20 protein-coding genes are annotated in these 25,726 nt (G+C 69.8%); 9 read left to right on the forward strand and 11 right to left on the reverse strand.

Annotated features, from left to right (window positions below):
- Window positions 1-7: 7 nt before the first annotated feature.
- The 5 genes from ABW16_RS20235 to ABW16_RS20255 form a co-directional block, all read right to left on the reverse strand.
- Window positions 8-1,450, reverse strand: a complete 1,443-nt coding sequence (locus ABW16_RS20235) for a dihydrolipoyl dehydrogenase family protein (protein WP_047320989.1) — start codon at window positions 1,448-1,450, stop codon at window positions 8-10.
- Window positions 1,451-1,586: 136 nt separating this feature from the next.
- Complete coding sequence (gene pheT, locus ABW16_RS20240) at window positions 1,587-4,070, reverse strand: phenylalanine--tRNA ligase subunit beta (protein WP_047320990.1); 2,484 nt, start codon at window positions 4,068-4,070, stop codon at window positions 1,587-1,589.
- Window positions 4,070-5,122: a phenylalanine--tRNA ligase subunit alpha gene (gene pheS / locus ABW16_RS20245; RefSeq protein ID WP_047320991.1), complete on the reverse strand. Its 1,053-nt coding sequence runs from the start codon at window positions 5,120-5,122 to the stop codon at window positions 4,070-4,072. The genes pheT and pheS overlap by 1 nt, the downstream gene beginning before the upstream one ends.
- Before the next feature lie 118 nt (window positions 5,123-5,240).
- Window positions 5,241-9,356 (reverse strand): PGRS repeat-containing protein, encoded by a 4,116-nt coding sequence (locus ABW16_RS26945; protein WP_052957024.1) that lies wholly within the window; start codon window positions 9,354-9,356, stop codon window positions 5,241-5,243.
- A gap of 142 nt (window positions 9,357-9,498) precedes the next feature.
- Window positions 9,499-10,404, reverse strand: a complete 906-nt coding sequence (locus ABW16_RS20255; RefSeq protein ID WP_082134232.1) for an adenylate/guanylate cyclase domain-containing protein — start codon at window positions 10,402-10,404, stop codon at window positions 9,499-9,501.
- Between the two features lie 155 nt (window positions 10,405-10,559).
- Here ABW16_RS20255 and ABW16_RS20260 point away from each other — a divergent pair, with 155 nt between their 5' ends.
- Complete coding sequence (locus ABW16_RS20260; RefSeq protein WP_082134233.1) at window positions 10,560-11,678, forward strand: oxygenase MpaB family protein; 1,119 nt, start codon at window positions 10,560-10,562, stop codon at window positions 11,676-11,678.
- Here ABW16_RS20260 and ABW16_RS20265 read toward each other — a convergent pair.
- The 4 genes from ABW16_RS20265 to infC are packed head-to-tail and all read right to left on the reverse strand — an operon-like array spanning window position 11,675 to window position 13,787.
- Window positions 11,675-12,457 (reverse strand): TrmH family RNA methyltransferase, encoded by a 783-nt coding sequence (locus tag ABW16_RS20265; RefSeq protein WP_047320992.1) that lies wholly within the window; start codon window positions 12,455-12,457, stop codon window positions 11,675-11,677. The genes ABW16_RS20260 and ABW16_RS20265 overlap by 4 nt on opposite strands.
- A gap of 14 nt (window positions 12,458-12,471) precedes the next feature.
- Complete coding sequence (rplT, locus tag ABW16_RS20270) at window positions 12,472-12,861, reverse strand: 50S ribosomal protein L20 (RefSeq protein WP_024442881.1); 390 nt, start codon at window positions 12,859-12,861, stop codon at window positions 12,472-12,474.
- Between the two features lie 54 nt (window positions 12,862-12,915).
- A complete protein-coding gene (gene rpmI / locus ABW16_RS20275; protein ID WP_047320993.1) occupies window positions 12,916-13,110 on the reverse strand; it encodes a 50S ribosomal protein L35 in 195 nt (64 codons plus the stop codon).
- Between the two features lie 26 nt (window positions 13,111-13,136).
- Window positions 13,137-13,787, reverse strand: coding sequence for a translation initiation factor IF-3 (gene infC, locus ABW16_RS20280; RefSeq protein WP_109519695.1), 651 nt, complete (start codon window positions 13,785-13,787; stop codon window positions 13,137-13,139).
- Window positions 13,788-14,122: 335 nt separating this feature from the next.
- Between infC and lysX the strand changes: the two genes are divergently transcribed.
- Genes lysX through ABW16_RS20315 form a run of 7 tightly spaced genes read left to right on the forward strand, consistent with a single transcriptional unit; the run spans window position 14,123 to window position 21,399 of the window.
- Window positions 14,123-17,467, forward strand: a complete 3,345-nt coding sequence (lysX, locus tag ABW16_RS20285) for a bifunctional lysylphosphatidylglycerol synthetase/lysine--tRNA ligase LysX (protein WP_047320994.1) — start codon at window positions 14,123-14,125, stop codon at window positions 17,465-17,467.
- 59 nt (window positions 17,468-17,526) lie between these two features.
- Window positions 17,527-18,849: an alpha/beta hydrolase gene (locus ABW16_RS20290; RefSeq protein WP_047321017.1), complete on the forward strand. Its 1,323-nt coding sequence runs from the start codon at window positions 17,527-17,529 to the stop codon at window positions 18,847-18,849.
- 8 nt (window positions 18,850-18,857) lie between these two features.
- Complete coding sequence (locus tag ABW16_RS20295) at window positions 18,858-19,274, forward strand: DUF6653 family protein (protein ID WP_233424823.1); 417 nt, start codon at window positions 18,858-18,860, stop codon at window positions 19,272-19,274.
- A 10-nt stretch (window positions 19,275-19,284) separates the two neighbouring features.
- Entirely contained in the window at window positions 19,285-19,524 is a 240-nt protein-coding gene (locus ABW16_RS20300; RefSeq protein WP_047321019.1) for a hypothetical protein, read from the forward strand.
- Between the two features lie 3 nt (window positions 19,525-19,527).
- Window positions 19,528-20,700 (forward strand): winged helix DNA-binding domain-containing protein, encoded by a 1,173-nt coding sequence (locus ABW16_RS20305; protein ID WP_047320995.1) that lies wholly within the window; start codon window positions 19,528-19,530, stop codon window positions 20,698-20,700.
- A 25-nt stretch (window positions 20,701-20,725) separates the two neighbouring features.
- The gene (locus ABW16_RS20310; protein WP_047320996.1) at window positions 20,726-20,968 is read left to right on the forward strand and encodes a ribbon-helix-helix protein, CopG family; all 243 of its coding nucleotides are present in this window, start codon (window positions 20,726-20,728) and stop codon (window positions 20,966-20,968) included.
- Window positions 20,965-21,399, forward strand: a complete 435-nt coding sequence (locus ABW16_RS20315; RefSeq protein WP_047320997.1) for a type II toxin-antitoxin system VapC family toxin — start codon at window positions 20,965-20,967, stop codon at window positions 21,397-21,399. Before ABW16_RS20310 ends, ABW16_RS20315 begins: the two co-directional genes overlap by 4 nt.
- On the opposite strand, the gene uvrA is transcribed toward ABW16_RS20315, so the two are convergent.
- On the reverse strand, window positions 21,396-24,302 hold the full coding sequence (gene uvrA, locus ABW16_RS20320; protein WP_047320998.1) for an excinuclease ABC subunit UvrA: 2,907 nt from the start codon (window positions 24,300-24,302) through the stop codon (window positions 21,396-21,398). The two genes, ABW16_RS20315 and uvrA, sit on opposite strands and share 4 nt — an antisense overlap.
- Before the next feature lie 57 nt (window positions 24,303-24,359).
- On the opposite strand from uvrA, the gene ABW16_RS20325 reads away from it, so the two are divergent.
- Entirely contained in the window at window positions 24,360-25,046 is a 687-nt protein-coding gene (locus ABW16_RS20325; protein ID WP_047320999.1) for an MBL fold metallo-hydrolase, read from the forward strand.
- Between the two features lie 10 nt (window positions 25,047-25,056).
- On the opposite strand, the gene ABW16_RS20330 is transcribed toward ABW16_RS20325, so the two are convergent.
- Window positions 25,057-25,503: a universal stress protein gene (locus ABW16_RS20330; RefSeq protein WP_047321000.1), complete on the reverse strand. Its 447-nt coding sequence runs from the start codon at window positions 25,501-25,503 to the stop codon at window positions 25,057-25,059.
- Window positions 25,504-25,726: the final 223 nt, after the last annotated feature.

The raw sequence follows: 25,726 nt of genomic DNA on the forward strand, positions 1-25,726 counted from the left end.
CCGACGGTCAGTTCGACCCGGCATCGCGGTAGGCCTCCAACAGGCGCAGCCACACTTCGCTGATCGTCGGGAAACACGGCACGGCGTGCCACAGCCGGCTGATCGGCACCCGGCCGGCGACGGCGATGGTGGCCGAATGCAGGAGCTCGGCCACACCCGGACCTACGAATGTGACCCCGAGCAGGACCAATTCGTCGGCGTCGACCACCATGTGCGCCCGCCCCCGGTAGCCGTCGGCGTGCAGCTTGGCGCCCGTCACCGCGTCACCGATCTCCACGTCCACCACCTGCACCCGGTGACCGGCCTGTCGTGCCTGCTCGGCGGTGAGCCCGACCGCGGACGCTTCGGGGTCGGTGAAGAAGACCTGCGGCACGGCGTGATGGTCCGCGGTGGCGGCGTGCACGCCCCACGGCGCGGTGTCCAGCGGTGTCCCGGCGGCTCGGGCTCCGATGGCGTCACCGGCGATGCGGGCTTGGTATTTGCCCTCGTGGGTCAGCAGTGCGCGGTGGTTGGCGTCGCCGCACGCATACAGCCAGCCGTCGTCGACGGCCCGCACCCGGCAGGTGTCGTCGACCTCCAGCCAGTCGCCGGGAGTCAGTCCGACGGTTTCCAGGCCGATGTCGCCGGTGGCCGGGGTGCGGCCGGTCGCGAACAGGATTTCGTCGACTTCTAGTTCGCTGCCGTCGGTCAGCTCCAAGCGCACCGGACCGTCGCCCACACGCTGCAGCCGGGCGACCGAAACTCCGGTGCGCACATCGACACCCGAGTCGGCCAGCCCGCGGGCGACGTATTCGCCGACGAACGGCTCCATTCGCGGCAACAACCCTGATCCGCGCACCAGCAGGGTCACCGCCGAGCCCAATCCCTGCCAGGCGGTGGCCATTTCAACGCCCACCCCGCCGGCGCCGACCACGGCGAGGCGGCCAGGCACCGACGTGGCCTCGGTGGCCTCGCGATTGGTCCACGGACGGGCTTCGGCCATACCGGGCAGGTCCGGGAGGGCCGCGCGGGTGCCGGTGCAGACGACGACGGCGTGCCGGGCGGTCAGCGTCACGTCACCATCGGCCTTCGTCACGACCACCCGTCGCGGCCCGTCCAGGCGGCCGTGGCCGCGCACCAGCGTCCCGCCGATCCCGTCGATCCAGTCCGCCTGCCCGGAGTCGTCCCAGTCCCCCACATAGTGGTTGCGGCGCTTGAAGACCGCGGCGGCGTCGATCGGGGAACTGACGGCTTCGCGGGCGCCGGCCACCCGGCGGGCGTCGTCGAGAGCGAGCACCGGCCGCAGCAGGGCCTTGCTGGGCACGCATGCCCAGTAGGAACACTCGCCGCCGGCGAGTTCGCGTTCCACGATCGCCACGGTCAGCCCGGCAGCCCGGGCGCGGTCGGCGACGTTCTCCCCGACCGGTCCGGCGCCGAGGACGACGAGGTCATAACTGGCGGATCGGGTCATGTGTCCGAGTCCTCTCGGCCGGGGTTTCCCCCAGCATGCCGGAGCATAGGGGTTCGCGATACCCCGCGAGCGTGCGCAGTTGTACACCTGGCCGCGGCGTGTCGTGTGCAAACACGCACCCCCGCGCCAGGAGGAGCTACCCCCGCAAGGCGGCGCCGACGGCCTCGGCGGCACGGGCCACGGCGGCGTCGCGGGCGGCGCTGGCCTCGTCCTCGGTGAGCGTGCGATCGGCGGCCCGGAAGCGCAGCGCGAACGCGAGCGACTTGCGGCCCTCACCGACCTGCGGGCCGGTGTAGACGTCGAACAGCGCGATGTCCTCCAGCAGCTCACCGGCGCCCTCACGCACCGCATCGGCCACCGATTGGGCCGTCACCTTCTCATCGACCACCAGGGCCAGATCCTGGAACACCGCCGGGAACGGCGACACCCGGGGCGCCGGCAGCGCGGCGGTCACCGGGATGGCGTCCAGGTTCAGCTCAACAGCGCAGGTGCCCTTGGGCAGGCCGGCGCGTTCGACGACGGCCGGGTGCAGCTGTCCGGCATGGCCGATCAGGGTCCCTCCCACCAGCACCTCGGCGCAGCGGCCCGGGTGCCACGGCAGATACGCCGCGGAGCGCAGCGTGACCTCGACACCGCTGGCACGGGCGATCACCCGTGCCGCCTCGATGGCGTCGGCGGCTTCCACCGGCCGGCCCGGGCCCCACGGCCCGCGGGGTTCGGCCAGGCCGGTCAGCGCGACCGCGATGTGCTGCGGCTGGCGCGGCAGGGCCGCGTCGATGCCGGCGATCTCGGCGTCGGTGGGGCGCCGGACCGGGGTGACGGCCGGGAACTCGGCCGGGCCCGCCGACTGCACCACCTGGGCGATCGCGAACAGTGCGACGTCGCTCATCCCCCGGGACACATTGCGGCCCAACGCTTCCAGCAGGCCCGGCAGCAGGGTGCTGGCCAGCTGGGGCCGGTCGGCCTCCAGCGGGTTGAGCACCGACACGGTGTTACGGCGCGGGTCGTCGTCGGCCAGGCCCCAGGTGTCGAAGACTCCGGCGGGCAAGAACGGTGTGGTGAGCACCTCGACGTAGCCGGCCAGGGCCAGCGACTTGCCGATCGCGCGGCGTCGGCGCTGGGTGGCACTCAGCCCACGCCCGGCCGGCGCGGTCGGCAGGACCGACGGGATGGACTCCAGCCCCTCCAGCCGCAACACCTCCTCGACCAGGTCGGCGGGCTGACGCAGGTCCGGACGCCAGCTCGGTGGGGTGACCGTGAGTACGTCACCGGCGGCCGCCACGTGGCAGCCGATCTGGGTGAGCCGCCGCACGGTGGTGCCATCGGGGTAGCTCACCCCCGCGGTGCGGTCCGGCAGGTCGGCGGCGATCTCGACGGGAGCCTGACTCCAATTCTGGACCGGCGGGTCGCCGCGCCAGTCGGTCAGCCCCGCCCCGATGACTCCGCCGGCGATCTCGGCCAGCAGCGCCGCGCAGCGGTCCAGCACGGCCACCGAGATAGCCGGGTCGACGGAGCGCTCGTAGCGCCGCGCCGCCTCGCTAGGCAGGTGTAGGCGCCGCGCGGTCCGCGACACCGCCGCGGGATCCCAGATCGCGGCCTCCAGCAGCACATCGGTTGAGTCGTCGCGCATTTCGGTGCTGCCCGAGCCCATCACGCCGCCGATCGCGGCGGTCGCGACGTCGTCGACGATGAGCACGTCGACCGGCTCCAGCTTGCGTTCGATGTCATCCAACGTGGTGACGGTCTCGCCATCCCGAGCAAACCGGATGTCGAATCCGCCGGTGATGCGGGCCCGGTCGTGGGCGTGCATCGGGTGGCCGAGTTCGACCATGACGTAGTTGGTGGCGTCGACGGCCGGCGAGATCGCCCGGATGCCGCACAGTGCCAGGCGGCGCTGCAGCCACCACGGCGATACCGCCGCCGGGTCGATACCGGTGACACTGCGCAGCGCGAAGCGGCGCACCCCGGTGCCCGGCTGCACGCTCAGCGGCCAGGCCTCCCCCTCCGCGGGCAGCGCCGGTACCGCAGTCGGGTCGGCGAAGTCCAAGTCCAAGGCGCAGGCGATGTCACGCGCCAGCCCGCGCACCGACATGCAGTAGCCGCGGTCGGGGGTGATCGCTAGCTCATAGACCACATCGTCCAGACCCAGCACCTCATGAGCGTCGGCGCCGGGTTCGGCCGTGCCCGCCGGCAGCACCAGGATGCCGGAATGGTCGGTGCTCAGCCGGATTTCGGAAGCCGAGCAGATCATGCCGTCGGAGGTGCGGCCGTAGGTCTTGCGGGTGGCAATCGCGAAGTCACCAGGCAGCACCGCTCCCGGCAACGCCACCGCCACCAGATCGCCGACGGCGAAATTGCTGGCACCGCAGACGATGTCACGCGGCTCCGCTTCTCCGACGTCGACGCGGCAGGCCCGGATCAGCTTCTTGAATTCGGTGAGTTCCTCGATCTCGACGACGCGGCCGACCTTGAACGGACCGGTGACCGGACCCAGGGTGTGCACGCCCTCGACCTCGTGGCCGATTCGCAGCAGCGCCTGCTCAAGTTCCTCGGCGGTAATGTCGAAGCCCGGCGCGCCGGCGATCAGCGTCTCACGCAACCAGCTGTAGGGGATGCGCATCAGGCACCCACCCCGAACGGCAGGGAGAACCGGACGTCGCCCTCGACCATGTCGCGCATGTCGGGAATTCCGTTGCGGAACTGCAGGGTTCGCTCCAATCCCATGCCGAACGCGAAGCCGGAGTATTCGGCCGGGTCGATGCCCACCGCACGCAGCACGTTGGGGTGCACCATTCCGCAGCCGCCCCATTCCACCCAGCCGGGTCCGCCCTTCTTGCCCTCGAACCAGATGTCGACCTCGGCCGACGGCTCGGTGAACGGGAAGAAGTGCGGCCGGATACGGGTCTTGGCGGCCGGCCCGAACTCCGACTGAGCGAAGGCGTCCAGGGTGCCGCGCAGGTGCGCCATGGTCAGTCCACGGTCGACCGCCAGGCCTTCGACCTGGTGGAACACCGGGGTGTGGGTGGCGTCGAGTTCGTCGGTGCGGAAGGTGCGCCCGATCGAGACGACGTAGACGGGCAGTTCGCGGGCCAGCAGGGCGCGGATCTGCACCGGGGAGGTGTGGGTGCGCAGCAGTTGCCGCGATCCGGGCGGGGCGATGTGGAAGGTGTCCTGGTCGCTGCGCGCGGGGTGGTCGACCGGGAAGTTCAGTGCGTCGAAGTTGAAGTGTTCGGCTTCGACCTCGGGGCCCTCGGCCAGTTCCCAGCCCATCGCGACGAAGGTGTCGGCGACGTGTTCGGCCAGCATGGTGATGGGGTGCCGCGCGCCGACGGGCTTCCGGGCCGAGGGCAGGGTGACGTCGATGCTCTCGGCGGCCAGCACGGCAGCGTCGCGCTCGGCGCGCAGGGCCGCCAGGCGCTCGTCGTAGGCGCGCTGGGCGTCGGTGCGGGCGGCGTTGACACGCTTCCCCGCGTCGGCGCGCGCGGTCTTGTCCAGTTTGGCCAGCGCCTGGCGTGCCAGTGCCAGCGGCGCCTTGTCACCGAGGTGCTCGGTTTTGGCGTGGGCCAACGCATCCAGGTCGGCGGCCGCGGCAAAGGCGGCCTGCGCTGCCTGCAGCGCCGAGGTCAGGGTCGCGTCGGAGACGACGGACGGGTCGACTGGTTGTTCGCCCACGCGAGGAAACTCCCCCTACTGGCTGTGATTTTGGCTGAGACGCAAGCGTCGATCTTATCGACATCACGACGAAAGCCCCGCACGCGGTGGCCGGTGTGCGGGGCTTTCGTCGGATGGGTTAAGGCGCCTTGGGCTCGGCTCCAGCGCCGCCGGCGCCACCTTCGACACCGTTGGTGTCGGTAGGTGCGGCGGGCTTGGTGCCGGCCGCACCTGCCACGCTGCCCGCCTTACCGCCGGTGCCGCCGGTGCCGCCGGCACCGCCCTTGGTGGTGCCGACGCCGTTGCCGCCGTTGCCACCCTTGCCGCCGTCGCCACCGTGGCCGGTAGTGGCGGAATCGGTGCTGCTGCCGCCGTTACCGCCCGCACCGCCGGCGCCGACTGTGACCGCCTGGCCGTTGGTCGGTGCGGTAGCACTGCCGTTGAGGCTGCCGCCGTTACCACCGGCGCCGCCCTTACCGCCGTCACCGCTGGTGCTGTTGCCGCCCGCGCCACCGGCGCCGCCGGCCTGTGCCCGCCAACTGCCGTTGCCGCTGTCGCCGCCCTTGCCGCCGTCGCCGCCATCTCCGGTGGTGCCGGTTCCGCCCGCTCCGCCGGCCCCGCCGGTGCCGCCGGAGCCGTACTTGCTTCCGCCGGTAATGCCGGCGGCGGCCGTACCGCCGTCACCGCCGTTGCCGCCGGTCTCACCGTTGCCACCGGCGCCGCCGGTGCCCCCGCTGCCGCCGAAGCCGAGGATCTGGCCCTTGCCGGCCAGGTTGCCGTTGGCGTCATTCCAGCCAGTGCTCTCGCTGCCGGTGCCACCGTTGCCGCCCTTGCCGCCGACACCGTCGGTGCTGGCCCCACCGGCCCCACCACTGCCACCGCTGCCGCCGGTGATGGTGCCCTGCCCACCAGCGCCACCGTTGCCGCCATTGCCGCCGTTGCCGCTGTCGGGGGCCGGAGCGTCATCCGTGCCGGCACTGACGGTTGCAGCGCCCCCGGCGCCGCCGGCGCCACCCGCACCACCCCAGATGACCACCGTGCCGTCGTCGGGAGCTTTCGCGATCGCACCGCCGATGCCACCATTGCCGCCGGTGCCACCGGTACCGGTGGTTGCCGCACCACCAGCACCGCCGGCGCCACCAGCGCCGGAGACGCCGAGGATGGTGCCGGCCGCGAACTTGTTAGTGAATCCGTCGATGCCCCAGGTGCCGTCGGACGACCAGCCGGTAGCGACTGCGCCGGCACCACCGTCGCCGCCCTTACCGCCTCCGGTAGTTCCGGCACCGCCGGCACCACCCGCGCCACCGGTGCCGCCGTACTGAGTGCCGGAGCCGGCGGTGCCGCCCTTGCCCCCGTCGCCGCCGACGCCGTTGGTCGCGGCTCCGCCCTTTCCGCCCGCACCGCCGTTGCCGCCCTTGGTGGCGGTGGTGGTGTTGGTGAAGTCGGATTTAGTGCTGGACCCGTTGCCGCCGTTACCGCCGTCACCACCATCACCGGCGACCGTGCCGCCCGCACCGCCCTTGCCACCAACACCGCCATTGCCGCCGGTGGTTGCGGTGCCGGTGGTGGCGTAGGCGTTTCCGCCCAAACCACCGGTGCCGCCATCGCCGTTGGTCCCGCCGGTGCCACCGTCACCACCGGTGCCACCGTTCAGGTGCAGAGAGTCGCCGGCCGCGCCGTTGCCGCCACTGCCGCCATGGACATTGTTGGGGTCGTAGATCCCTTGGCCGTCCGCACCGGCGGTACCGGCTTCGCCGCCCGTGCCGCCAGTACCTGCGTCGCCCGCCGCGCCGGCCTTACCCACCGAGCCCACGCTGCCGACGTTGCCGCCGGTGCCACCGGACCCGTAGCCATACTGGCCCTTGGAATCCCACTCCCCGTTGGCCCCGTCACCACCGTTGCCCCCCGCACCCGCCTGGCCACCGTCACCGCCGTTGCCGCCGTTGCCGTTGGTGCCGGAGTCGGACCCGCCGCCGGCACCGCCGGCGCCGCCGTTACCACCGTTGTAGCCGGCGCCGCCGTTACCGCCATTTCCGTTGCCGCTGGCGAAGTCGCCGTCAGCACCCGTCAGGCCGGTTCCGCCGTTACCCCCATCGCCACCATTGCCGCCCTGACCGCCAGCGCCGGTACCGGCGGCCTTGCCGCCATTGCCACCTGTGCCGCCGTGACCGCCGTTGCTCGGGATTGAGCCGTTGCCGTCGGCGCCGTTGCCGCCGGTGCCACCGTCGCCACCGGCACCATTGCTCCCTGCGTAGGCGTTGCCGCCGTTGCCGCCGCTGCCGCCATCGCCGCCGTATTTACCGTCGCCACCGTTGCCGCCCTTGCCGCCGTCGTTGTGCAGCGCGGTACCGGCGGCGCCGTTGCCGCCGTTACCACCCGAGCTGGCCTGGGAGGGGAAGATGCTGCCGTCTTCACCCTGAGCGCCGGTGGCGCCTGCATCGTCGCCTTCGCCGCCGCCGGCGCCGCCGGCTCCGCCGTTGCCGACCTCTTCGCCGTTTTGACCTGCCTGACCGCCATTGCCGCCGCTACCGTCGCCGCCGTTGTCCCAGGTGCCGTTCGCGCCGTTGCCGCCGTTTCCGCCCGCACCGACGGCCCCGCCGGCACCGCCCTGGCCACCAGCACCGTTAGCTCCGTCGGAGCCGGTGTCGCTCTGGGCCGCACCGGCTAGACCGCCCTTGCCGCCCACACCGCCGTCGAAGCCGTTGCCGCCTTGGCCACCATTGCCGCCGTTGTCGCCCGCAACGGTGGCGTCTTGACCGTTCGTGCCCTTAATGCCGTCGTGCCCGGCTCCACCGGCACCACCGACACCGCCATTGCCGCCGTTGCCCGCTTCGGTACCGCCCTTGCCGCCGTTGCCGCCGACACCGCCCGTCCCGCCGACAGCCGCGCTGCCGCCGTTCATGTCGTTACCGGCCGTACCGCTGATCCCGCCGGCACCGCCGGTACCACCCGAGCCGCCGTTGCCGATCTTGCCGCCGTCACCACCGGTCCCACCGTTGCCACCGGTACCAGCATCGTGCGTGGCATCACCGGCACCACCTGCGCCACCGGTACCACCAGCGCCGCCGTTACCGGTGTCGCCGCCGACGCCACCGTTACCGCCGAGACCACCATTGCCGGCGGCATTGCCGCCCTCGGCGTCGGCGCCGGCGCCACCGGTGCCGCCCCTACCGCCGTTGCCGTTGATCGTGCTGGCCGCGCCGTCCGCGCCCTTGACACCGAGCGTGCCGCCGGCACCGCCGGTGCCGCCCACACCACCGACGCCACCATTACCGCCGTTGCCGCCGGTACCGCCGTTGAGCCCACCGGGGTTGTCCTCGCCCGCTGCGCCGGTGCCGCCCTGGCCGCCTTCGCCGCCGGCGCCGCCCTTGCCGCCGGCACCGCCGGTGCCGAACAGGGAGCCGCTCGCAGCACCGCCGTTGCCGCCCTTGCCGCCCGCGGCGCCATCGTTACCGGTACCACCAATGCCGGTGCCGCTATCGGCCCACGTGCCAATGATGCCGGTCGCGCCGGTCGCGCCCACACCACCGTCGCCACCCGCGCCGCCGATCCCGAAGAGCCAGCCCATCGCGGCGCCACCGTCACCCCCGTCACCCCCGTCACCGCCGGCGCCACCCGCGCCGCCGATGCCCATGATCGAGCCGCCGAGGCCGCCCGCGCCGCCGTCGCCGCCCACAGCACCCGCGCCACCGGCGCCGCCGTTGCCGAACCAGCCGGCGTTACCACCCATGCCGCCGCCGATCGAAGCGTCGGCGTCCTCGTCAGCGCCCGCGGAGTAACCGGCCCCGCCGTCACCGAACCACAGCCCGCCGTTGCCGCCGTCAGGGTTCTCCGCCGTGCCGTCAGCGCCATCGCCCAGATAAATCTGGCCTTCGGGCGCCCAGCTGTTGACCATGTTGACGATCCAGGCGTTGGCCGAGTTGTCGATCCACGACTCCATGGCCGAGTGGAACGGCTGGTAGAACAGCGTGTTGAACAGCGCCGAGACGTCGAACGCACTGGTGTCGGCGGCGCTGCCCGGGTCCGAGCTGAACCACGAACTGATGTCCCAGGCGTTGCTGTCCCAGCCGCTCGACGAGTCTGAGACGGGGGTGAACAGGTTGTCCAACCAGTCGAAGTCCCAGTCGGCGCGCGCCGTGGGAGCCGCTGCCAACGGGGCCATGCCGAACGTCAGGAACGCCGCCGCCGTGCCACCGGCGCCCACCAGCCGATTCGTCTTACGGCCGTTGTTCCGACGCTGCTGCCGACCTGACATGATTCCCCGCTTCTGCGTTAAGACGACCTGTGTAAACCGGTCAAATAGTTACGTTGCTCACCGCAGGGTATTCCAAGGAACGGGCTTCATCCACTCGTGCGCAGCAATCTGACCGGCCCACAAGCCAGTTAACGACGCGCAATCAGTCGGTGTCCGAAGGGCTCTGGCGAACTACCTTCAGGCGGTACATCGTCAGATCCGCCGGGACGCCGCTGGTCTTGGCGGCGAGCACCTGACGGCGCGCCCGCTTGGCTACCACGCCCAGCTCATCAAGGGCGGCCGGATCGATACGTTCCAATGTCGGCCCGGAAACCACGATCCCGCCCTTGGCGGCGCGTTCCATGACCCGGGCGGCGATGTTGACGTCCACGCCCAGCCAGTCGTCGGCCAACCGCTGCGGCCGGCCGGTGTGGATGCCGACCCGCATCCGCGGCGTGTGCCCGTTGACCTCTACTTCGCGGATGGCCTCTTGTGCCTCCAGGACCGCGGCGACGGCGACCAGCGGATCCCGGAACACGGCCATCAGCCCGTCGCCCATCCGTTTGACGATGCGTCCACCCGCATCCAGCAGCGGCGGCTCGATCGCCCGCGACACCCGCCGCAGCAGCGTGAGAGTGGCGTCGTCGCCGGACTGCAGCGACCACGTTGAGAAACCGACCAGGTCGGTGAAGACCAGCGTCGCCTCAGCATTGCCCGGCACCCGCGACATCCGTTGGGTCAGGGCCTGCCAGACCTGCAACGCGCCCAGGCTGACCTCGCGGGAGGCTGCCGAGCGATCTCCCATCAGGCGATCGGCCGCCCGCGCGGCGGCCTGCGGTCCCCCGTCTCCGGCGGTGGACAGCGGATCACCGAATTCCGGGTCCCCGGGCAACACCCGTCGCACCCGCCGGACCAGGTCGACGATCCGGACGTCGTTGGTGGTGCGGTTCAGCCAGGCCGCGGCCTCATCCAGGGAGAACGTTGGGCGGCGGTTGGGGCTGGGCTGGTCGGGCATCTCCACCGCCTCCCCGAGCCCATCAGCCTGCCGAGGGGCCGGCTCGAGGTCCATGTGACTCAGGGTAGGTGGCGCTCGCGGAGACCGGCAACGACCCCGACAGTGGCACACGCCACGATCGGCGGTTTTGACGCGACGCGCCACAACGAATGTAGACAACGGCCGTTGTCACAATTATCGTAGTTTCAGGTTTCAAGACAGGAGACGTGATGACCGTTACGCCGACCGCGTCCGTTGAGCAGGCTTCCCCGCCCGCCGACGAAGGTGCCCAGAGCGTTGCCAAAACCGCTCCCAAACCCGCTCCCGCGGTGGAGCCGTTGAACTCCGATTCGCTGACCTGGAAGTACTTCGGCGACCTGCGCACCGGCATCATGGGCGTCTGGATCGGCGCCATCGAGAACATGTACCCCGGCCTGGGCGCCGGCGTGACCGAGCACTCCAGCATCTTGAGTGAGCCGATGCAGCGGGTGACGCGGTCGGTGTACCCGATCATGGGCGTGGTCTATGACGGCATCCGGGCACAGCACACCGGCGCATCGATCCGCGACTACCACCGCGACATCAAGGGGGTCGATGAGAAGGGCCGGCGCTATCACGCGCTGGACCCCGACACCTTCTACTGGGCGCACGCCACGTTCTTCATGTTGATCATCAAACTCGCTGAGTACTTCGACGGCGGGCTCACCTTGGCCGAGAAGCGCCAGCTCTTCGACGAGCACGTGCAGTGGTACCAGATGTACGGCATGAGCATGCGCCCCGTCCCGAAGTCCTGGGAAGAGTTCTGCGAGTACTGGAACCGGGTCTGCGAGGACGAGCTGGAGCTGACACCGGCTGCCATCGACATCTTGAACATCCGCATCCCGAAGCCCTGGTTCGTCCCGATGCCCGACGCGGTGTGGCACCAGATGTTCAAACCGGCGCTGGCGGCCCAACGCTGGGTGGCGGCAGGGTTGTTCGAGCCGGTGGTGCGGGAAAAGGCCGGTCTGCGCTGGTCAGAGAGCGACGAGGTGCTGCTGCGGCTGCTGGGCAAGGTCAGCCACGTGGCATTCAGCTTCGTGCCCGACGAGATCCGGCTGCACCCGCGCGCGCTGGCCGGATACCGACGCGAGCAGGGCAAGATCCCCAGCGACACACCGCCCATCGAAGCCCCGTGGTTCAGCGGACCACCAAAAGACCGGCGCCGCAGCGGGATGCACTACGTCCCGCCGGTCAGCCGGGGCATGAAACTGGTGGAGCGCGCCGGGGCGCTGATGCACAGCACCTTCTCGCTGGCCGCCGGCAGCGGCCTGACCCCGCGACCGCCACGCCGCAAGCCCAAGGCCGCCTAGCCCCGGCGCTGGGCTCGCGCGCTTTGGTAGAGGCAGATCGCTGCTGCCGCAGCAACATTGAGGCTCTCAGCGCCGCCTGCCATCGGAATGCGTACCCGGTGGTCGGCGGCGGCTGCGGCCTCGGCCGGCAGACCCTGGGCTTCCGGGCCGAATAGCCACGCAGTCGGCGCGGTCAGCACCGGATCCGCGTCGTCGAGGCTCAGCTCCCCGTCCAGTGCCGTCGCGAGCACCTGTAAACCCGCCTCCCCCAACGCGGCGAGCACGGCGTCGGTGTCAGCGGCCACGACCACCGGGACGTGGAAGATGCTGCCCGCAGAGGAGCGCAGACACTTGCCGTTGTAGGGATCAACGCTGTTGCCGGTCAGCACCACCAGATCGGCGCCGGTGGCGTCGGCGATACGGATCAGAGTCCCGGCGTTACCGGGCTCGCCGATGCCCACCGCCACGGCCACCAGCTGCGGATGCTCGGCCAGTGATGCGCGCAGATCCGCTTCGGCGTGCGCGCACACCGCGACCAATCCGGCCGGAGTGACGGTGTCCGACAATGCTTTAGCCGCGCGGTCGGTGACCAGCTGGACCGGTACCTGCGAGCAAGCCAGCAGGTCGTGGTGACGCTGCGCCGCCGACTCGGTGGCGAAGACCTCGAGGACCAGGCCGCGAGCGATGGCGGCCTCGATCAGATTGGGCCCCTCGGCCAGGAAGCGCTGTTCGCGCTTCCTGGCCACGTGCCGATGCAGCTTGACCGCCGCGACCACCCGGGCCGAACGTTCGGTCAGCATCGGCTCGGTTCGGGTCAGGCAGCCTCGCCGGAGGGCGCGTTGACATCCTCGGGCAGCGCGGCCCGGGCGACCTCGACCAGCGCGGTGAAGGCAGCCGCGTCGCTGACGGCGATCTCGGCCAGGTTCTTGCGGTCCACCTCGACACCGGCGGCCTTGAGGCCCTGGATCAGCCGGTTGTAGGTGATGTCGTTGGCGCGGGCCGCGGCGTTGATGCGCGAGATCCACAGCTTGCGGAACTCACCCTTGCGGGCGCGACGGTCGCGGTAGGCGTAGGTCATTGAGTGGAGCTGCTGCTCCTTGGCCTTGCGGTACAGCCGCGACCGCTGGCCACGGTAACCCTTCGAAGCCTTCAGGACTGTACGGCGCTTCTTCTGGGCGTTGACTGCGCGCTTCACGCGTGCCATGGGGTGTTCCTACTCTCGTTGGGGCGTAAGGGGGTTGCGTTGCAAAAGCGGCAATTAGCCGTTCAGCATCGCGTTGACGCGCTTGGTGTCGTTGGCAGACACCGCGGTGCGGCCGGCCAGCCGACGGGTGCGGGTGCTCGGCTTGTGCTCGAGCAGGTGGCGGGCGTTGGCCTTCTGCCGGACGATCTTGCCGGTTCCGGTGCGACGGAATCGCTTCGAAGCGCCGCTGTGGGTTTTCGCCTTGGGCATGTTTCCTCAGTTCTGCTGTCGGGTTTTCAGTTCTCGGGCTGCTGCTCGGCCGCGTCCGCCGCGGGGGCGGGGGCGGGGGGCTTGGCGCCCGCGCCGGCGTCTTCTGCTGCCTTGGCACGGGTTTTCGCGCCGCGGTGCGGTGCCAGCACCATCGTCATGTTGCGTCCGTCTTGCTTGGCGGAGGTCTCGACGAAGCCGTACTCGGCCACGTCGGCGCCCAGCCGCTGCAGCAGGCGGTAGCCGAGTTCGGGCCGGGACTGCTCACGGCCGCGGAACATGATCGTCACCTTGACCTTCGCCCCGGCTTCGAGGAAGCGGACCACGTGGCCCTTCTTCGTCGCATAGTCGTGGTCGTCGATCTTGGGACGCAGCTTCTGTTCCTTGACGACGGTCTGCTGCTGGTTCTTGCGAGACTCGCGCTCCTTCTGAGCCGCCTCGTACTTGTACTTGCCGTAGTCCATGATCTTGCAGACCGGCGGTTTGGCGGTCGGTGCGACTTCGACAAGATCGAGATCGGCATCCGCGGCGACGCGAAGCGCATCTTCGATGCGCACAATGCCTACCTGCTCCCCGCCCGGGCCGATCAAACGAACCTCAGGTACACGAATGCGCTCGTTGACGCGGATCTCAGTGCTGATGGGACCTCCTTGGGTAGTCTTCGGTCGCGGCCGCCGCAGTGCTCGTCCGGACGCAGCGGCGCTGACCCCACCCACCAGCAAAAAAGCCCTGCACGAAGCAGGGCCCATACCGACCGATCACGGCCTGAACAACATCAAGCCGCCTGCGCACCGCGCAGAGCAGGCGGTTTACACCGCCTGCGACCGGACCACTGAGCCCAAGGATTGCTCCTCGGCTAGTGGTGGGAGGGAACTCCACTTGCTGTCCTGGCGTACGCCGGGACGGTCGCGAAAGCGAGTCTAGCAGCAGTTCAGCGCTGCTTCCTCCCGGCGATCGCGACCACCGGCGATTCCTCACATATTTTTCGCGGCTTTTCTGCTTATTCTCGCGGGCTATGACGTTGACTGTGCCGTCCGCGCCGCGCTCACGCAGCCGCTCGACGACCCGGTTCCACTGGGTGCCCGCGGCAGCCGCCTGGGCCGTCGGTATCGCCGCCACGTTGTCGCTGCTGGCGAGCATGTCACCGGTGATCCGCTGGGTGATCCGGGTGCCGCGTGAGTTCATCGACAAATATCTGTTCAACTTTCCCGACACCAGCCTGGCCTGGGCATTCGTGCTGGCCTTGCTGGCCGCCGCACTCAATGCGCACAAACGCATCGCCTGGTGGTTGCTGATCGCCAACCTGGTGGTCGCCGGCGGGTGGAACGTCAGCCGGCTGGTGTCGGACACCTCCGACCGGTTCCAAGTCGTCAGCGGCGTCGCCGGCCTGGTGCTGCACGTGGTCGCCATCGTGGTGCTGGTGCTGGCCCGCGATGAGTTCTGGGCCAAAGTACGGCGCGGTGCGCTGCTCAAGTCCGCCGCGGCACTGGTCGCCGGCTGGGCGGTGGCGATCCTGCTGTGCTGGGGGCTCATCGAGCTGTTCCCCGGCACGGTGACGCGTCCGTTGCGGCTGCCCTATGTGGTGAACCGGGTGGTCGGCTTCGGGCTGCTCGAACCGGACTTCTTCCCCGGAAAACCGGATTTCGGGCTCAAGGCCCTGTGCGGGCTGCTCGGGGCGCTGGCCCTGATCATCGCGGCCATCGTGTTGTTCCTGTCCCAGCGGGCCGACAACGCCCTGACCGGCCAGGACGAGTCGGCGATCCGCGGGCTGCTCGAGCAGTACGGCCAGAACGACTCGCTGGGCTACTTCGCCACCCGCCGCGACAAGTCGGTGGTGTTCGCCCCCAACGGGCGCGCCGCCATCACCTACCGGGTCGAGGTGGGTGTCTGCCTGGCCAGCGGCGACCCGGTGGGCGACCCGAAGGCATGGCCGCAGGCCATCAACACCTGGTTGCGGGTCTGCAAGGACTACGGCTGGGCGCCCGGGGTGATGGGTGCCAGCTTCGCCGGTGCGCAGGCCTTCCGCGACGCCGGCCTGAGCGCCCTGGAACTGGGCGACGAGGCGATCCTGCGACCCTCGGAGTTCAAACTGTCCGGGCCGGACATGCGCGGGGTCCGCCAGGCGGTAACCCGGGCCCGTCGCTCGGGCCTGACCGTGCGGATGCGCCGGCACGGCGAGATCGGCGCCGACGAAATGGCGCGGGTCATCGAACACGCCGACGCCTGGCGCGACACCGAATCCGAGCGCGGGTTCTCCATGGCGCTGGGCCGCCTCGGCGACCCGGCCGACGCCGACTGCCTGCTGGTCGAGGCGGTACGCGGCGATCCGCAAACCGGCGAAGTGGTGGCGATGCTGTCGCTGGTGCCGTGGGGCCACAGCGGAGTGTCGCTGGATCTGATGCGCCGCTCACCGCAATCCCCCAACGGCACCATCGAACTGATGGTCAGTGAACTGGCGCTGCAGGCCGCCACCATCGGCGTCAGCCGGATCTCGTTGAACTTCGCGATGTTCCGGGCTGCCTTCGAACAGGGCGCGCAGCTGGGCGCGGGTCCGGTGCTGCGACTGTGGCGCCGGCTGCTGATGTTCTTCTCCCGCTGGTGGCAGCTGGAGACGCTGTACCGCTCGAACATGAAATACCGGCCGGAGTGGGTGCCGCGCTACGCCTGCTACGAGGACGCCCGGTTGATCCCCCGCGTCGGCGTGGCCTCGGTGATCGCCGAAGGTTTTCTGGTGCTGCCCTTCTCACGGCGCAACGAGCAGCACACCGGACACCACTCGGCCGTACCGGCCACGGTGGCCGCCACCGGACGGCTGCACAACGACGGGACCGCACCCGACGACGTGCACGGCAGTGCTGCCGGCGAGTTCGGCGAGCCCGTCGAGGCGCTCCCCCGGCTGCCCGAACAGGTCCGGGTCCGGATGGCCAAGTTGAAGTCCTTGCAGGACAGCGGCGTCGACGCCTACCCGGTGGGGGCCCCGCCCAGCCACAGCGTTGCCCAAGCTCTGGCGAGCAGTGGCGACGAGACCGTGTCGGTGGCCGGCCGGGTGCTGCGGATGCGCGACTACGGCGGCGTGCTCTTCGCCCAGCTGCGTGACTGGTCGGGTGAGGTGCAGTTGCTGCTCGACAATTCGGTTTTGGCCGAGGTCAGCCATGCACGGGCCGCGGACTTCAGCGCGGGTGTCGATCTCGGCGACCTGGTCCAGGCGACCGGCCGAATGGGCCACAGCCGCAACGGAACACCGTCGCTGCTGGTGCAGCACTGGCGGCTGGTCGGCAAATGCCTGCGCCCGCTGCCCGACAAGTGGAAAGGGCTGACCGACCCCGAGGCCCGGTTGCGGACCCGCTACGTGGACCTGGCGATCAACACGCAGGCGCGCGAGCTGATCGCAGCCCGCAGCAATGTGCTGCGTTCCATCCGGGACACCTTGTTCGCCAAGGGATTTCTGGAGGTCGAGACCCCGATCCTGCAGCAGCTGCACGGTGGGGCGAACGCGCGCCCGTTCGTCACCCACATCAACGCCTACGACCTCGACCTGTATCTGCGGATCGCCCCGGAGCTCTACCTCAAGCGGTTGTGCGTGGGCGGGGTGGAGCGGGTGTTCGAGCTGGGCCGAGCATTTCGCAACGAGGGCGTCGACTACAGCCACAACCCGGAGTTCACCCTGCTCGAGGCCTACCAGGCCCACGGCGACTACCTGGCCTGGATCGACGGAGCACGCGAGCTGATCCAGAACGCCGCGGTGGCGGCCAACGGTGCGCCGGTGGTGCTGCGCCCGGGCGCCGACGACAAGCTGGAGCCGGTCGACATCTCCGGGCAGTGGCCGGTGCGCAGCGTGCACGACGCGGTGTCCGACGCGCTCGGCGAGCAGATCGACGCCGGCACCGACCTGGCCACGCTGCGCCGATTGTGCGACCGCGCCGGTGTCCACTACCTGCGGCAGTGGGATGCCGGAGCGGTGGTGCTCGAACTCTACGAGCACCTGGTCGAGGCCCGCACCGAGAAGCCGACGTTCTACACCGACTTCCCCACTTCGGTGTCGCCGCTGACCCGGCCGCACCGCAGCAAGCCGGGCGTGGCCGAGCGGTGGGACCTGGTGGCGTGGGGTGTGGAGCTGGGCACCGCCTACAGCGAACTCACCGATCCGGTGGAGCAGCGCCGCCGGCTGCACCAGCAGTCGCTGCTGGCCGCCGGCGGCGACCCCGAGGCGATGGAACTCGACGAGGACTTCCTGGCGGCCATGGAGTACGCGATGCCGCCGACCGGCGGGCTGGGCATGGGCGTGGACCGCGTCGTCATGCTCATCACCGGCCACAGCATCCGGGACACACTGCCGTTTCCGCTGGCCAAGCCCCGCTGACCGGCGTTCCGGTCCATCATGGAGGGGTGATCCTGGCGAGTGGCGCACACACCTCGCTGATGCATGGCTGGATCCCGGTCACGGTGCAGGCGGCGGCGGTGTTGTCGCTGGTTGTGGCCGTGGGCTGGCGGTCGCGGCGCTGGCTGGGGCGGCTTCCGCTGATCGGCGGCGTGGGGCTCGCGGCGGCGGCGTGCGCGTATTGGTTTGTCGCCGACGACGGTCTGTCCGGGCAGCCGCCGCCGCTAACCCTGTGGCTGTGGATCGCGCTGACCGGCGCCGCCGCGGCGCTGCTGGTCCTGGGCTGGGCAGGTGCGGCCTGGTGGCGCCGCGGCATAGCCCTGCTGGCGGTGCCGCTGTGTCTGATCAGCGCGGGATTGACGCTCAACGCCTGGGTCGGCTACTTCCCGACCGTGCAGAGCGCCTGGGATCAGCTGACGTCCGGCCCACTGCCGGATCAGAGCGACATGGCCACGGTGAACGCGCTGGCCGGCTCTGGCACACTGCCCGGGCGCGGCCATGTGCTGCAGGTGACGATTCCCGCGGACGCCTCGCATTTCAAGCATCGCGGTGAGCTGGTGTACCTGCCGCCGGTGTGGTTCGCCCAGAGTCCGCCGCCGGCGCTGCCGTCCGTGATGATGATCGGCGGCGAGTTCAACACGCCCGCCGACTGGCTGCGCTCCGGGGGCGCGATCAAGGCCGTCGACGACTTCGCGGCCGCACACCACGGCAACGCACCGGTGCTGGTGTTCGTCGACTCGGGCGGCTCCTTCAACAACGACACCGAATGCGTCAACGGCCCACGCGGCAACGCCGCCGACCATCTGACCGAAGACGTGGTGCCGTACGTGATCTCGCACTTCGGCGTCAGCCCCGAACCGTCGCACTGGGGAGTGGTCGGCTGGTCCATGGGCGGCACCTGCGCGGTCGACCTGACCACGATGCATCCCGACAAGTTCAGCGCCTTTGTCGACATCGCCGGCGACCTCAGCCCCAACGCGGGAACCCGCTCCCAGACCATCAACCGGCTGTTCGGCGGCAGCGTCGATGCCTGGGCGGCGTTCGACCCGTCGACCGTGATCGCCAAGCACGGCCGATATTCCGGGGTTTCGGGGTGGTTCGCGGTCAACGGCAGCGCCACCACGTCCGACACCGGCGGCCAGCTCGCCGCCGCGAAGTCGCTGTGCACGCTGGGCCAGTCCAACGGCATCGACTGCGCTGTGATCACCGAACCGGGCCAGCATGACTGGCCGTTCGCCGGGCGGGTGTTCACCCACGCGCTGCCGTGGCTGGCCGCCCGGCTGAGCACCCCGGGCGTGCAACCGGTTCCGTTCCCGGACGCGTCGCGTGACGCGGCTCGCCACCTTACCCAGACAGGCCGGTGATCCGCCCGATGCCGACCATCACCCGCATCCGCCGCGCGATGTTCGCCCGGCACGCCAACCCGTGGAGCGCCTGGACCCGCTGGGCGACGACGCCGCTGATCCTGGTCCCGGTGTGGCGACGGTCATGGCGGGATGCGGCGTGGGTGTCGGTGTGGTTCGCGCTGAACCCGGCGATCTTCCCGGCGCCGGCCGATCAAGCGGCGTGGTCGACCCGCGCGATGCTCGGCGAGGAACGGTGGATCATCGCCCGGCCGCGAGACACCGCACTGCTGGTGAATCTGGCCGGCGGCGCGGCGACCGCGGCGGCGCTGCTCTACGCCCGACGGCGACGGCTCGGGCCGACGGTGATCGCGACGGTGGTCGCGATGGCACTGACCATGGGCTACTGGGCATTGATGGTCCGCTACTTCGATCGCCGGCGGTAACGTGACGACCATGGGTGACGATCCGAGCGACCCGCAGCCCGACACTGGATACGACGACTCCGGCGTGCCGACCTTCGAATCGGTGCGCGACAAGATCGAGCGCCGCTTTGAGACCTCGATCGGCGCTCAGGAGCTGGATGCCGAGACCCCGGAAGGCCGCACCGTCGAGAAGCAGTTCGAGGACCGCCAGCGCGCGGCCGCCGACCGGTTGGAGCAGATCCGCAAGTCCATGCGCGAGGGTGAGCACTGACCGGTGCGGACTTTTACCGTCGCCGAGCGGCGAAACCGTTTGGCGCGCCGGCATTTTCTGGCATCCGACACCGCCGCTGAGTCGATAGCCACGATCGCGGCAACACTGGTCGGGCTGCACGCCACCGATCCCGCTACCCCGTACCTGTCGCTGTGGGCGCGGCATTCCCCATTCGCCGTGACCGACCTGGACGACGCCTTCTATGAAAAGCGTTCGCTGGTCAAGCATCTGGCGATGCGCCGCACACTGTGGGTGTTCGATCCCGCCGACCTGCCCGCCGTGCAGGCCGCGGCCAGCGACCGGGTGGCCGACACCGAACGACGCCGGCTGATCGCCGATGTGGCCAAAGCGGGTGTGGCCGATGACGGCGAAGAATGGCTGGCTCGAGCCGCTGCCGCGGTGCTACGGCACCTCGATGAGCATGGCCCGGCGAGCAGCATCGCGCTGCGCGCGGCCCTGCCCGAACTGGCCGGTACCTACGATCCGGCGCCCGGTAAGTCCTACGGCGGCCAGACCCATCTGGCGCCGCGCGCACTGACCGTGCTGGGCGCGCAGGGCCACATCGTGCGGGGGCCCAACGACGGAGGCTGGACCTCGTCGCGACCACAGTGGGCGACCGCGGCGAGCTGGCTCGGTGATCCCGCTGCCCCGATGACCGCCGAGCCGGCGCAGACCCAGCTGATCCGAACCTGGCTGCGAGCGTTCGGCCCGGCCACCGCCGACGACATCAAGTGGTGGTTCGGTACCACCAAGACCGTGGTCCGCAGGGCGTTGAGCGAGATCGGCGCGGTGGACGTCGACCTGCACGGCACGCCGGGGTATGCGCTGGCCGACGACCTGGAGCCCGAACCCGAGCCTGAGCCGTGGGGTGCACTGCTGCCGGGGCTCGACGTCACCACGATGGGCTGGTATCACCGCGACTGGTACCTCGGCGAGCACCGCGGCCAGCTCTTCGACAACAACGGCAACGCCGGCCCCACGGTGTGGTGGAACGGGCGGATCGTCGGCGGCTGGTATCAGAATGCGGCCGCCGAGGTGCAACTGCAGCTGCTCGAGGACCCGGGCAGCGCGGCCCGCTCTGCGCTGGAGAAGCGGGCGCAGGAGCTCACCGCGTGGCTGGACGGGGTGCGGGTGCCGCCGCGATTCCCGTCGCCGCTGGTGAAGGCGGCGCGGTGATATATGGTACTGGTACCATAACCATATGGCACTGAAAAAGACGACGGTGATGGTCGACGAGGACGACTTGGCGGTGATCAAAGAGGCTGCCGCGAGGAACGGGCGACCCGAGTCCGAGTACTTTCGCGAAGCCTTCCACCTCGCCGCCCTAAGGGCCCGTCGCTGGTCTGAAGACTGGGACATTCCCGTGCTGAGCTTCGGGCATCCGGTGACAGCTGACGAGATCCATCAGGTGGTCGCGGAAGCTTCCGCAGACAGCGCGGGATGATCGTCGTCGCTGACACATCCGGATTGGTGGCCGCGTTCAACTCCGCCGACCCGGAGCATCTGGCCGCGCGGAAGGCGCTGGTCGACGCGGCACTCACCGTCGTCTCCCCGCTCGTCCTGCTGGAGATCGAACACGTCACCACCCGAAATGTCGGCAGGCAGGCGGCCCTGGCAATCAACGATTGGCTACTCGCGCAGGAGCGTACCGGCCGCGTCGCCATCGCCACCGTTACGGCCTCCACATTGCGGACCGCTCGTACCGTGCAAAACCGTTACGCGGCACTGCGACTCGACCTCACCGATGCGATCTCCGTCGTGATGGCCGAACAGTATGAAACGGACGCGGTGCTCACGCTCGACCGTCGCGACTTCCGTGCCATCACGCCCCTGAACAACGTTCCGGCATTCCGGTTGCTGCCCGATGACGGTTAAGCGCTGGCCTTGCGGCGGCGCTTGGCGGCTTTGACGGGTTTGGCCGGCGCGCCCAGTATTTCGGCGAGGAACTTGCCGGTGTAGCTCTCCGGCACCGCCACCACGTCCTCGGGTGTGCCGGTGGCCACCACCGTCCCACCGCCCGCGCCGCCTTCGGGCCCCATGTCGATGATCCAGTCCGCGGTCTTGATCACGTCCAGGTTGTGCTCGATGACGATCACGGTGTTGCCCTTGTCGACCAGGCCGTTGATGACGCCCAGCAGCTTGGCGATGTCCTCGAAATGCAGGCCGGTGGTGGGCTCGTCGAGGATGTAGACCGTCCGTCCGGTGGACCGCTTCTGCAGTTCGGAGGCCAGCTTCACCCGCTGTGCCTCTCCCCCGGACAGCGTCGGCGCCGGCTGGCCCAACCGCACATATCCGAGCCCGACGTCGACCAGGGTGCGCAGGTAGCGGTGGATACCGGTGATCGGCGCGAAGAACTCCGCCGCCTCCTCGATGGACATGTCCAACACCTCGGCGATGGTCTTGCCCTTGTAGTGCACCTCCAGGGTCTCCCGGTTGTAGCGGGCGCCGTGGCAGACCTCGCAGGGCACGTAGACGTCGGGCAGGAAGTTCATCTCGATCTTGATGGTGCCGTCACCGGTGCACGCCTCGCAGCGGCCGCCCTTGACGTTGAACGAGAACCGGCCGGGCTGATAACCGCGGACCTTGGCCTCGGTGGTGGCGGCGAACAGGGTGCGGATCTTGTCGAACACCCCGGTGTAGGTGGCCGGGTTGGAGCGCGGCGTGCGCCCGATCGGTGACTGGTCCACCCGCACCAGCTTGTCCAGGTGATCGAGTCCGGTGATCCGGGTGTGCCGGCCGGGCACCAGCCGGGCGCCGTTGAGTTTGTTGGCCAGCACCGTCGCCAGGATGTCGTTGACCAGGGTCGACTTGCCCGAGCCGGAGACCCCGGTGACCGCGGTGAGCACGCCGAGCGGAAACGCCACGTCGACACCGGACAGGTTGTGCTCGCGCGCCCCGACCACCCCGAGTTGGCGCTTGGCGTCCACCGGCCGGCGGATCTCGGGCACCGCAATGCTTTTCGCACCGGACAGGTAGGCGCCGGTGATCGAGTCGGCGTTGGCCAGCAGCTCGCTGTAGGGGCCGCTGTGCACGATCTTGCCGCCGTGCTCACCGGCCGCCGGGCCGATGTCGACGATCCAGTCGGCGTGCGCGATGGTGTCCAGGTCATGCTCGACGACGATCAGGGTGTTGCCCAGATCGCGCAGCCGCACCAGCGTTTCGATCAGCCGCCGGTTGTCGCGCTGGTGCAGCCCGATCGACGGCTCGTCGAGCACGTAGAGCACTCCGACCAGGCCCGAACCGATCTGAGTGGCCAGCCGAATGCGTTGCGCCTCACCGCCGGACAGGGTTCCGGCGGCGCGGGACAGCGTCAGGTACTCCAACCCGACGTCGAGCAGGAAGCTCAGCCGGGACTGGATCTCCTTGAGCACCTGCCCGGCGATGGCCTGCTCACGGGGGCCCAGGGTCAGCGCGTTGAGGAAGTCCGAGCAGTCCGCGATCGACAGCTCACTCACCTGCGCAATGGATTTGCTGCCGTAGTCGCCCGCGGCGAGCGTCACCGCCAGGATCTCCGGCTTGAGCCGGGTGCCGGCGCATTCCGGACAGGGCACGTCTCGCATGAACCCGGCGTAGCGTTCCTTCATCTGCTCGGATTCGGTCTGCTCCATCTTGCGCTGCAGGAACGCCATCACACCTTCGAAATCGGTGTAGTAGGAGCGGGTGCGGCCGTAGCGGTTGCGGTAGCGCACGTGCACCTGCTCGTCGGAGCCCTCCAGGATCGCCTTGCGGGCCTTGGCCGGCAGTTTGCGCCACGGGGTGTCGACGTCGAAGCCCATCGCCTCACCGAGGCTGGCCATCATCCGGGTGAAGTACTCACTGGTGGGGCCCATCGACCAGGGCACCACCGCGCCCTCGGCCAGGGTGCGGTCCGGGTCGGGCACCACCAGGTCGGCGTCGACCTCCTTGCGGATGCCCAGGCCCGCGCACTCCGGGCAGGCCCCGTAGGGCGAGTTGAACGAGAACGACCGCGGCTCCAGGTCGTCGACCGACAGCGCGTGCCCGTTGGGGCAGGCCAACTTCTCGGAGAACCGCTGCTCACGATGCGGGTGGTCATCCTCCCGGTCGACGAACTCCAGCACCACGATGCCGTCGGCGAGGCCCAGCGCGGTCTCCACCGAGTCGGTGAGGCGCTGCTTGGCCGACTCCTTGACGGTGAGGCGGTCCACGACCACCTCGATGTCGTGCTTCTCCTGCTTCTTGAGCTTGGGTGGATCGGTCAGCGAATGCACCACGCCGTCCACCCGCACCCGGCTGTAGCCCTGGGAGTTCAGCTTCTCGAAGAGGTCGGCGAACTCCCCCTTGCGGGTGCGCACCACCGGCGCCAGCACCTGGAACCGCAGACCCTCGTCCATGGCCAGCACCTGGTCGACGATCTGCTGCGGGGTCTGGCGGGCGATCCGCTCGCCACAGACCGGGCAGTGCGGGGTCCCGGCCCGCGCGTAGAGCAGCCGCAGGTAGTCATAGACCTCGGTGATGGTGCCGACCGTCGAGCGCGGGTTGCGGTTGGTGGACTTCTGGTCGATGGACACCGCCGGCGACAGGCCCTCGATGAAGTCGACATCGGGCTTGTCCATCTGGCCCAGGAACTGGCGGGCGTAGGCCGACAGGGATTCGACGTAGCGGCGCTGGCCCTCGGCGAAGATGGTGTCGAAGGCCAGCGAGGATTTACCCGAACCGGACAACCCGGTGAACACGATCAGCGCGTCGCGCGGCAGATCCAGGTCCACACTGCGCAGGTTGTGTTCACGCGCACCCTTGACGATCAGCCGGTCAGCCACGGGTCCATGCTAGGTGGCGCTACCGACAACCAGCTCAGGGCCAGTACCGTGGCGGACATGACCTCCAAGATCGCGGTTGACGACAACTACACCGGACACGTCGAACCCGGTACCGCGGCGAGGCGCACCCTGCCCGGGGCCACGATCATCAAGGCCTCGGTGGGCCCGATGGACAACAACGCCTACCTGGTGACCTGCACCAACACCGGCCAGACGCTGCTGATCGACGCGGCCAACGACGCCGAGACCCTGGTGGCGCTGGTGCGCGAGTACGCCCCGGACGTGGCGCTGATCGTCACCAGCCACCAGCACTTCGACCACTGGCAGGCGCTGACCGCGCTGGCCGAGGCCACCGGGGCTCCGACGGCCGCGCACGCCCTGGACGCCGAACCTCTGCCGGTGAAACCGGACCGCATCCTGGCCGACGGCGACACCGTGACGGTGGGCGATCTGAGCTTCGACGTGATCCATCTGCAGGGCCACACCGAGGGGTCGGTGGCGCTGGCGCTGGACGGCCCGGCCACCGGCGGTGTGACCCAACTGTTTACTGGCGACTGCCTCTTTCCGGGCGGAGTCGGGAAGACTTGGCAGCCCGGGGATTTCGAGCGCCTGCTGGGTGATGTGAGCCGCAAGGTGTTCGACCGGTTCGGCGACGACACCGTCGTCTACCCCGGGCACGGAGATGACACCGTCCTGGGGGTTGAGCGCCCGCACCTGGCCGAATGGCGCGAACGGGGCTGGTGATATCCGGGGATTACCCGGTGGTGTGAACGATCAGCACGTCGATCTTGGAGCGCCGCGACACGTTGGCCGGCACCGAACCGAGCAGCCGCCCGGCGATGGTGCTCAGGCCGACATTGCCGACCACCAGCAGGTCGGCCTTGACCGACTCGGCCAGCTCCACCAGCGCGTCGACCGGGGCACCGACGATGGCCCGCTCCTCCACCTCGTAGGCGCCGGCAGCGATAGCCCGCTCCTTGGCCTCCTTGAGGATGGCGTAGATCGGGGCGTTGCCCGAGGCCTTGTAGCCCTCGTCCTTGAGAGCGTCGGCGGCGCGGGGGTCGTCGGCGTGCGGCAGGTAGGCAGTGGCGATGACGACCTTGGAGCCCTCAGCCGATGCCAGGTGAGCCGCACGGTCGACGGCGCGCAGCGACGAGTCCGAGCCGTCCGTACCGACCACCACGGTCTTGTAGCCGCTCATTCGTAACCCTCCCGGTGCATTGGTCGCCTGTTCGCAAATTGAGCCATGGCGACATTAACGCGTCGACGGCCTCGATGGGGGCGATTGACGTCACATGTCGTTTGCGCCGCGGCGCGCGCAGCCGTCTGACCGGCCAGAAAGGCCGGTTTGACGGGCCTCGTGACGTAGCTGACATGTCGTGTCGACCGGTAGCGTGGAGTGTTATCACCGTCACCGCTACCGA

This window comes from Mycolicibacter heraklionensis, from assembly GCF_001021505.1.
Taxonomy (GTDB): domain Bacteria; phylum Actinomycetota; class Actinomycetes; order Mycobacteriales; family Mycobacteriaceae; genus Mycobacterium; species Mycobacterium heraklionense.

What these genes read in the sequence shown, in the direction of transcription:
- ABW16_RS20235 (WP_047320989.1), bottom strand. Translation starts at nt 1,450, where the DNA reads ATGACCCGATCCGCCAGTTATGACCTCGTCGTCCTCGGCGCCGGACCG.
- pheT (WP_047320990.1), bottom strand. Translation starts at nt 4,070, where the DNA reads ATGCGCATCCCCTACAGCTGGTTGCGTGAGACGCTGATCGCCGGCGCG.
- ABW16_RS26945 (WP_052957024.1), bottom strand. Translation starts at nt 9,356, where the DNA reads ATGTCAGGTCGGCAGCAGCGTCGGAACAACGGCCGTAAGACGAATCGG.
- ABW16_RS20255 (WP_082134232.1), bottom strand. Translation starts at nt 10,404, where the DNA reads ATGGACCTCGAGCCGGCCCCTCGGCAGGCTGATGGGCTCGGGGAGGCG.
- ABW16_RS20260 (WP_082134233.1), top strand. Translation starts at nt 10,560, where the DNA reads ATGACCGTTACGCCGACCGCGTCCGTTGAGCAGGCTTCCCCGCCCGCC.
- ABW16_RS20265 (WP_047320992.1), bottom strand. Translation starts at nt 12,457, where the DNA reads ATGCTGACCGAACGTTCGGCCCGGGTGGTCGCGGCGGTCAAGCTGCAT.
- rplT (WP_024442881.1), bottom strand. Translation starts at nt 12,861, where the DNA reads ATGGCACGCGTGAAGCGCGCAGTCAACGCCCAGAAGAAGCGCCGTACA.
- rpmI (WP_047320993.1), bottom strand. Translation starts at nt 13,110, where the DNA reads ATGCCCAAGGCGAAAACCCACAGCGGCGCTTCGAAGCGATTCCGTCGC.
- lysX (WP_047320994.1), top strand. Translation starts at nt 14,123, where the DNA reads ATGACGTTGACTGTGCCGTCCGCGCCGCGCTCACGCAGCCGCTCGACG.
- ABW16_RS20290 (WP_047321017.1), top strand. Translation starts at nt 17,527, where the DNA reads ATGCATGGCTGGATCCCGGTCACGGTGCAGGCGGCGGCGGTGTTGTCG.
- ABW16_RS20295 (WP_233424823.1), top strand. Translation starts at nt 18,858, where the DNA reads ATGCCGACCATCACCCGCATCCGCCGCGCGATGTTCGCCCGGCACGCC.
- ABW16_RS20300 (WP_047321019.1), top strand. Translation starts at nt 19,285, where the DNA reads ATGGGTGACGATCCGAGCGACCCGCAGCCCGACACTGGATACGACGAC.
- ABW16_RS20310 (WP_047320996.1), top strand. Translation starts at nt 20,726, where the DNA reads ATGGCACTGAAAAAGACGACGGTGATGGTCGACGAGGACGACTTGGCG.
- ABW16_RS20315 (WP_047320997.1), top strand. Translation starts at nt 20,965, where the DNA reads ATGATCGTCGTCGCTGACACATCCGGATTGGTGGCCGCGTTCAACTCC.
- ABW16_RS20325 (WP_047320999.1), top strand. Translation starts at nt 24,360, where the DNA reads ATGACCTCCAAGATCGCGGTTGACGACAACTACACCGGACACGTCGAA.
- ABW16_RS20330 (WP_047321000.1), bottom strand. Translation starts at nt 25,503, where the DNA reads ATGAGCGGCTACAAGACCGTGGTGGTCGGTACGGACGGCTCGGACTCG.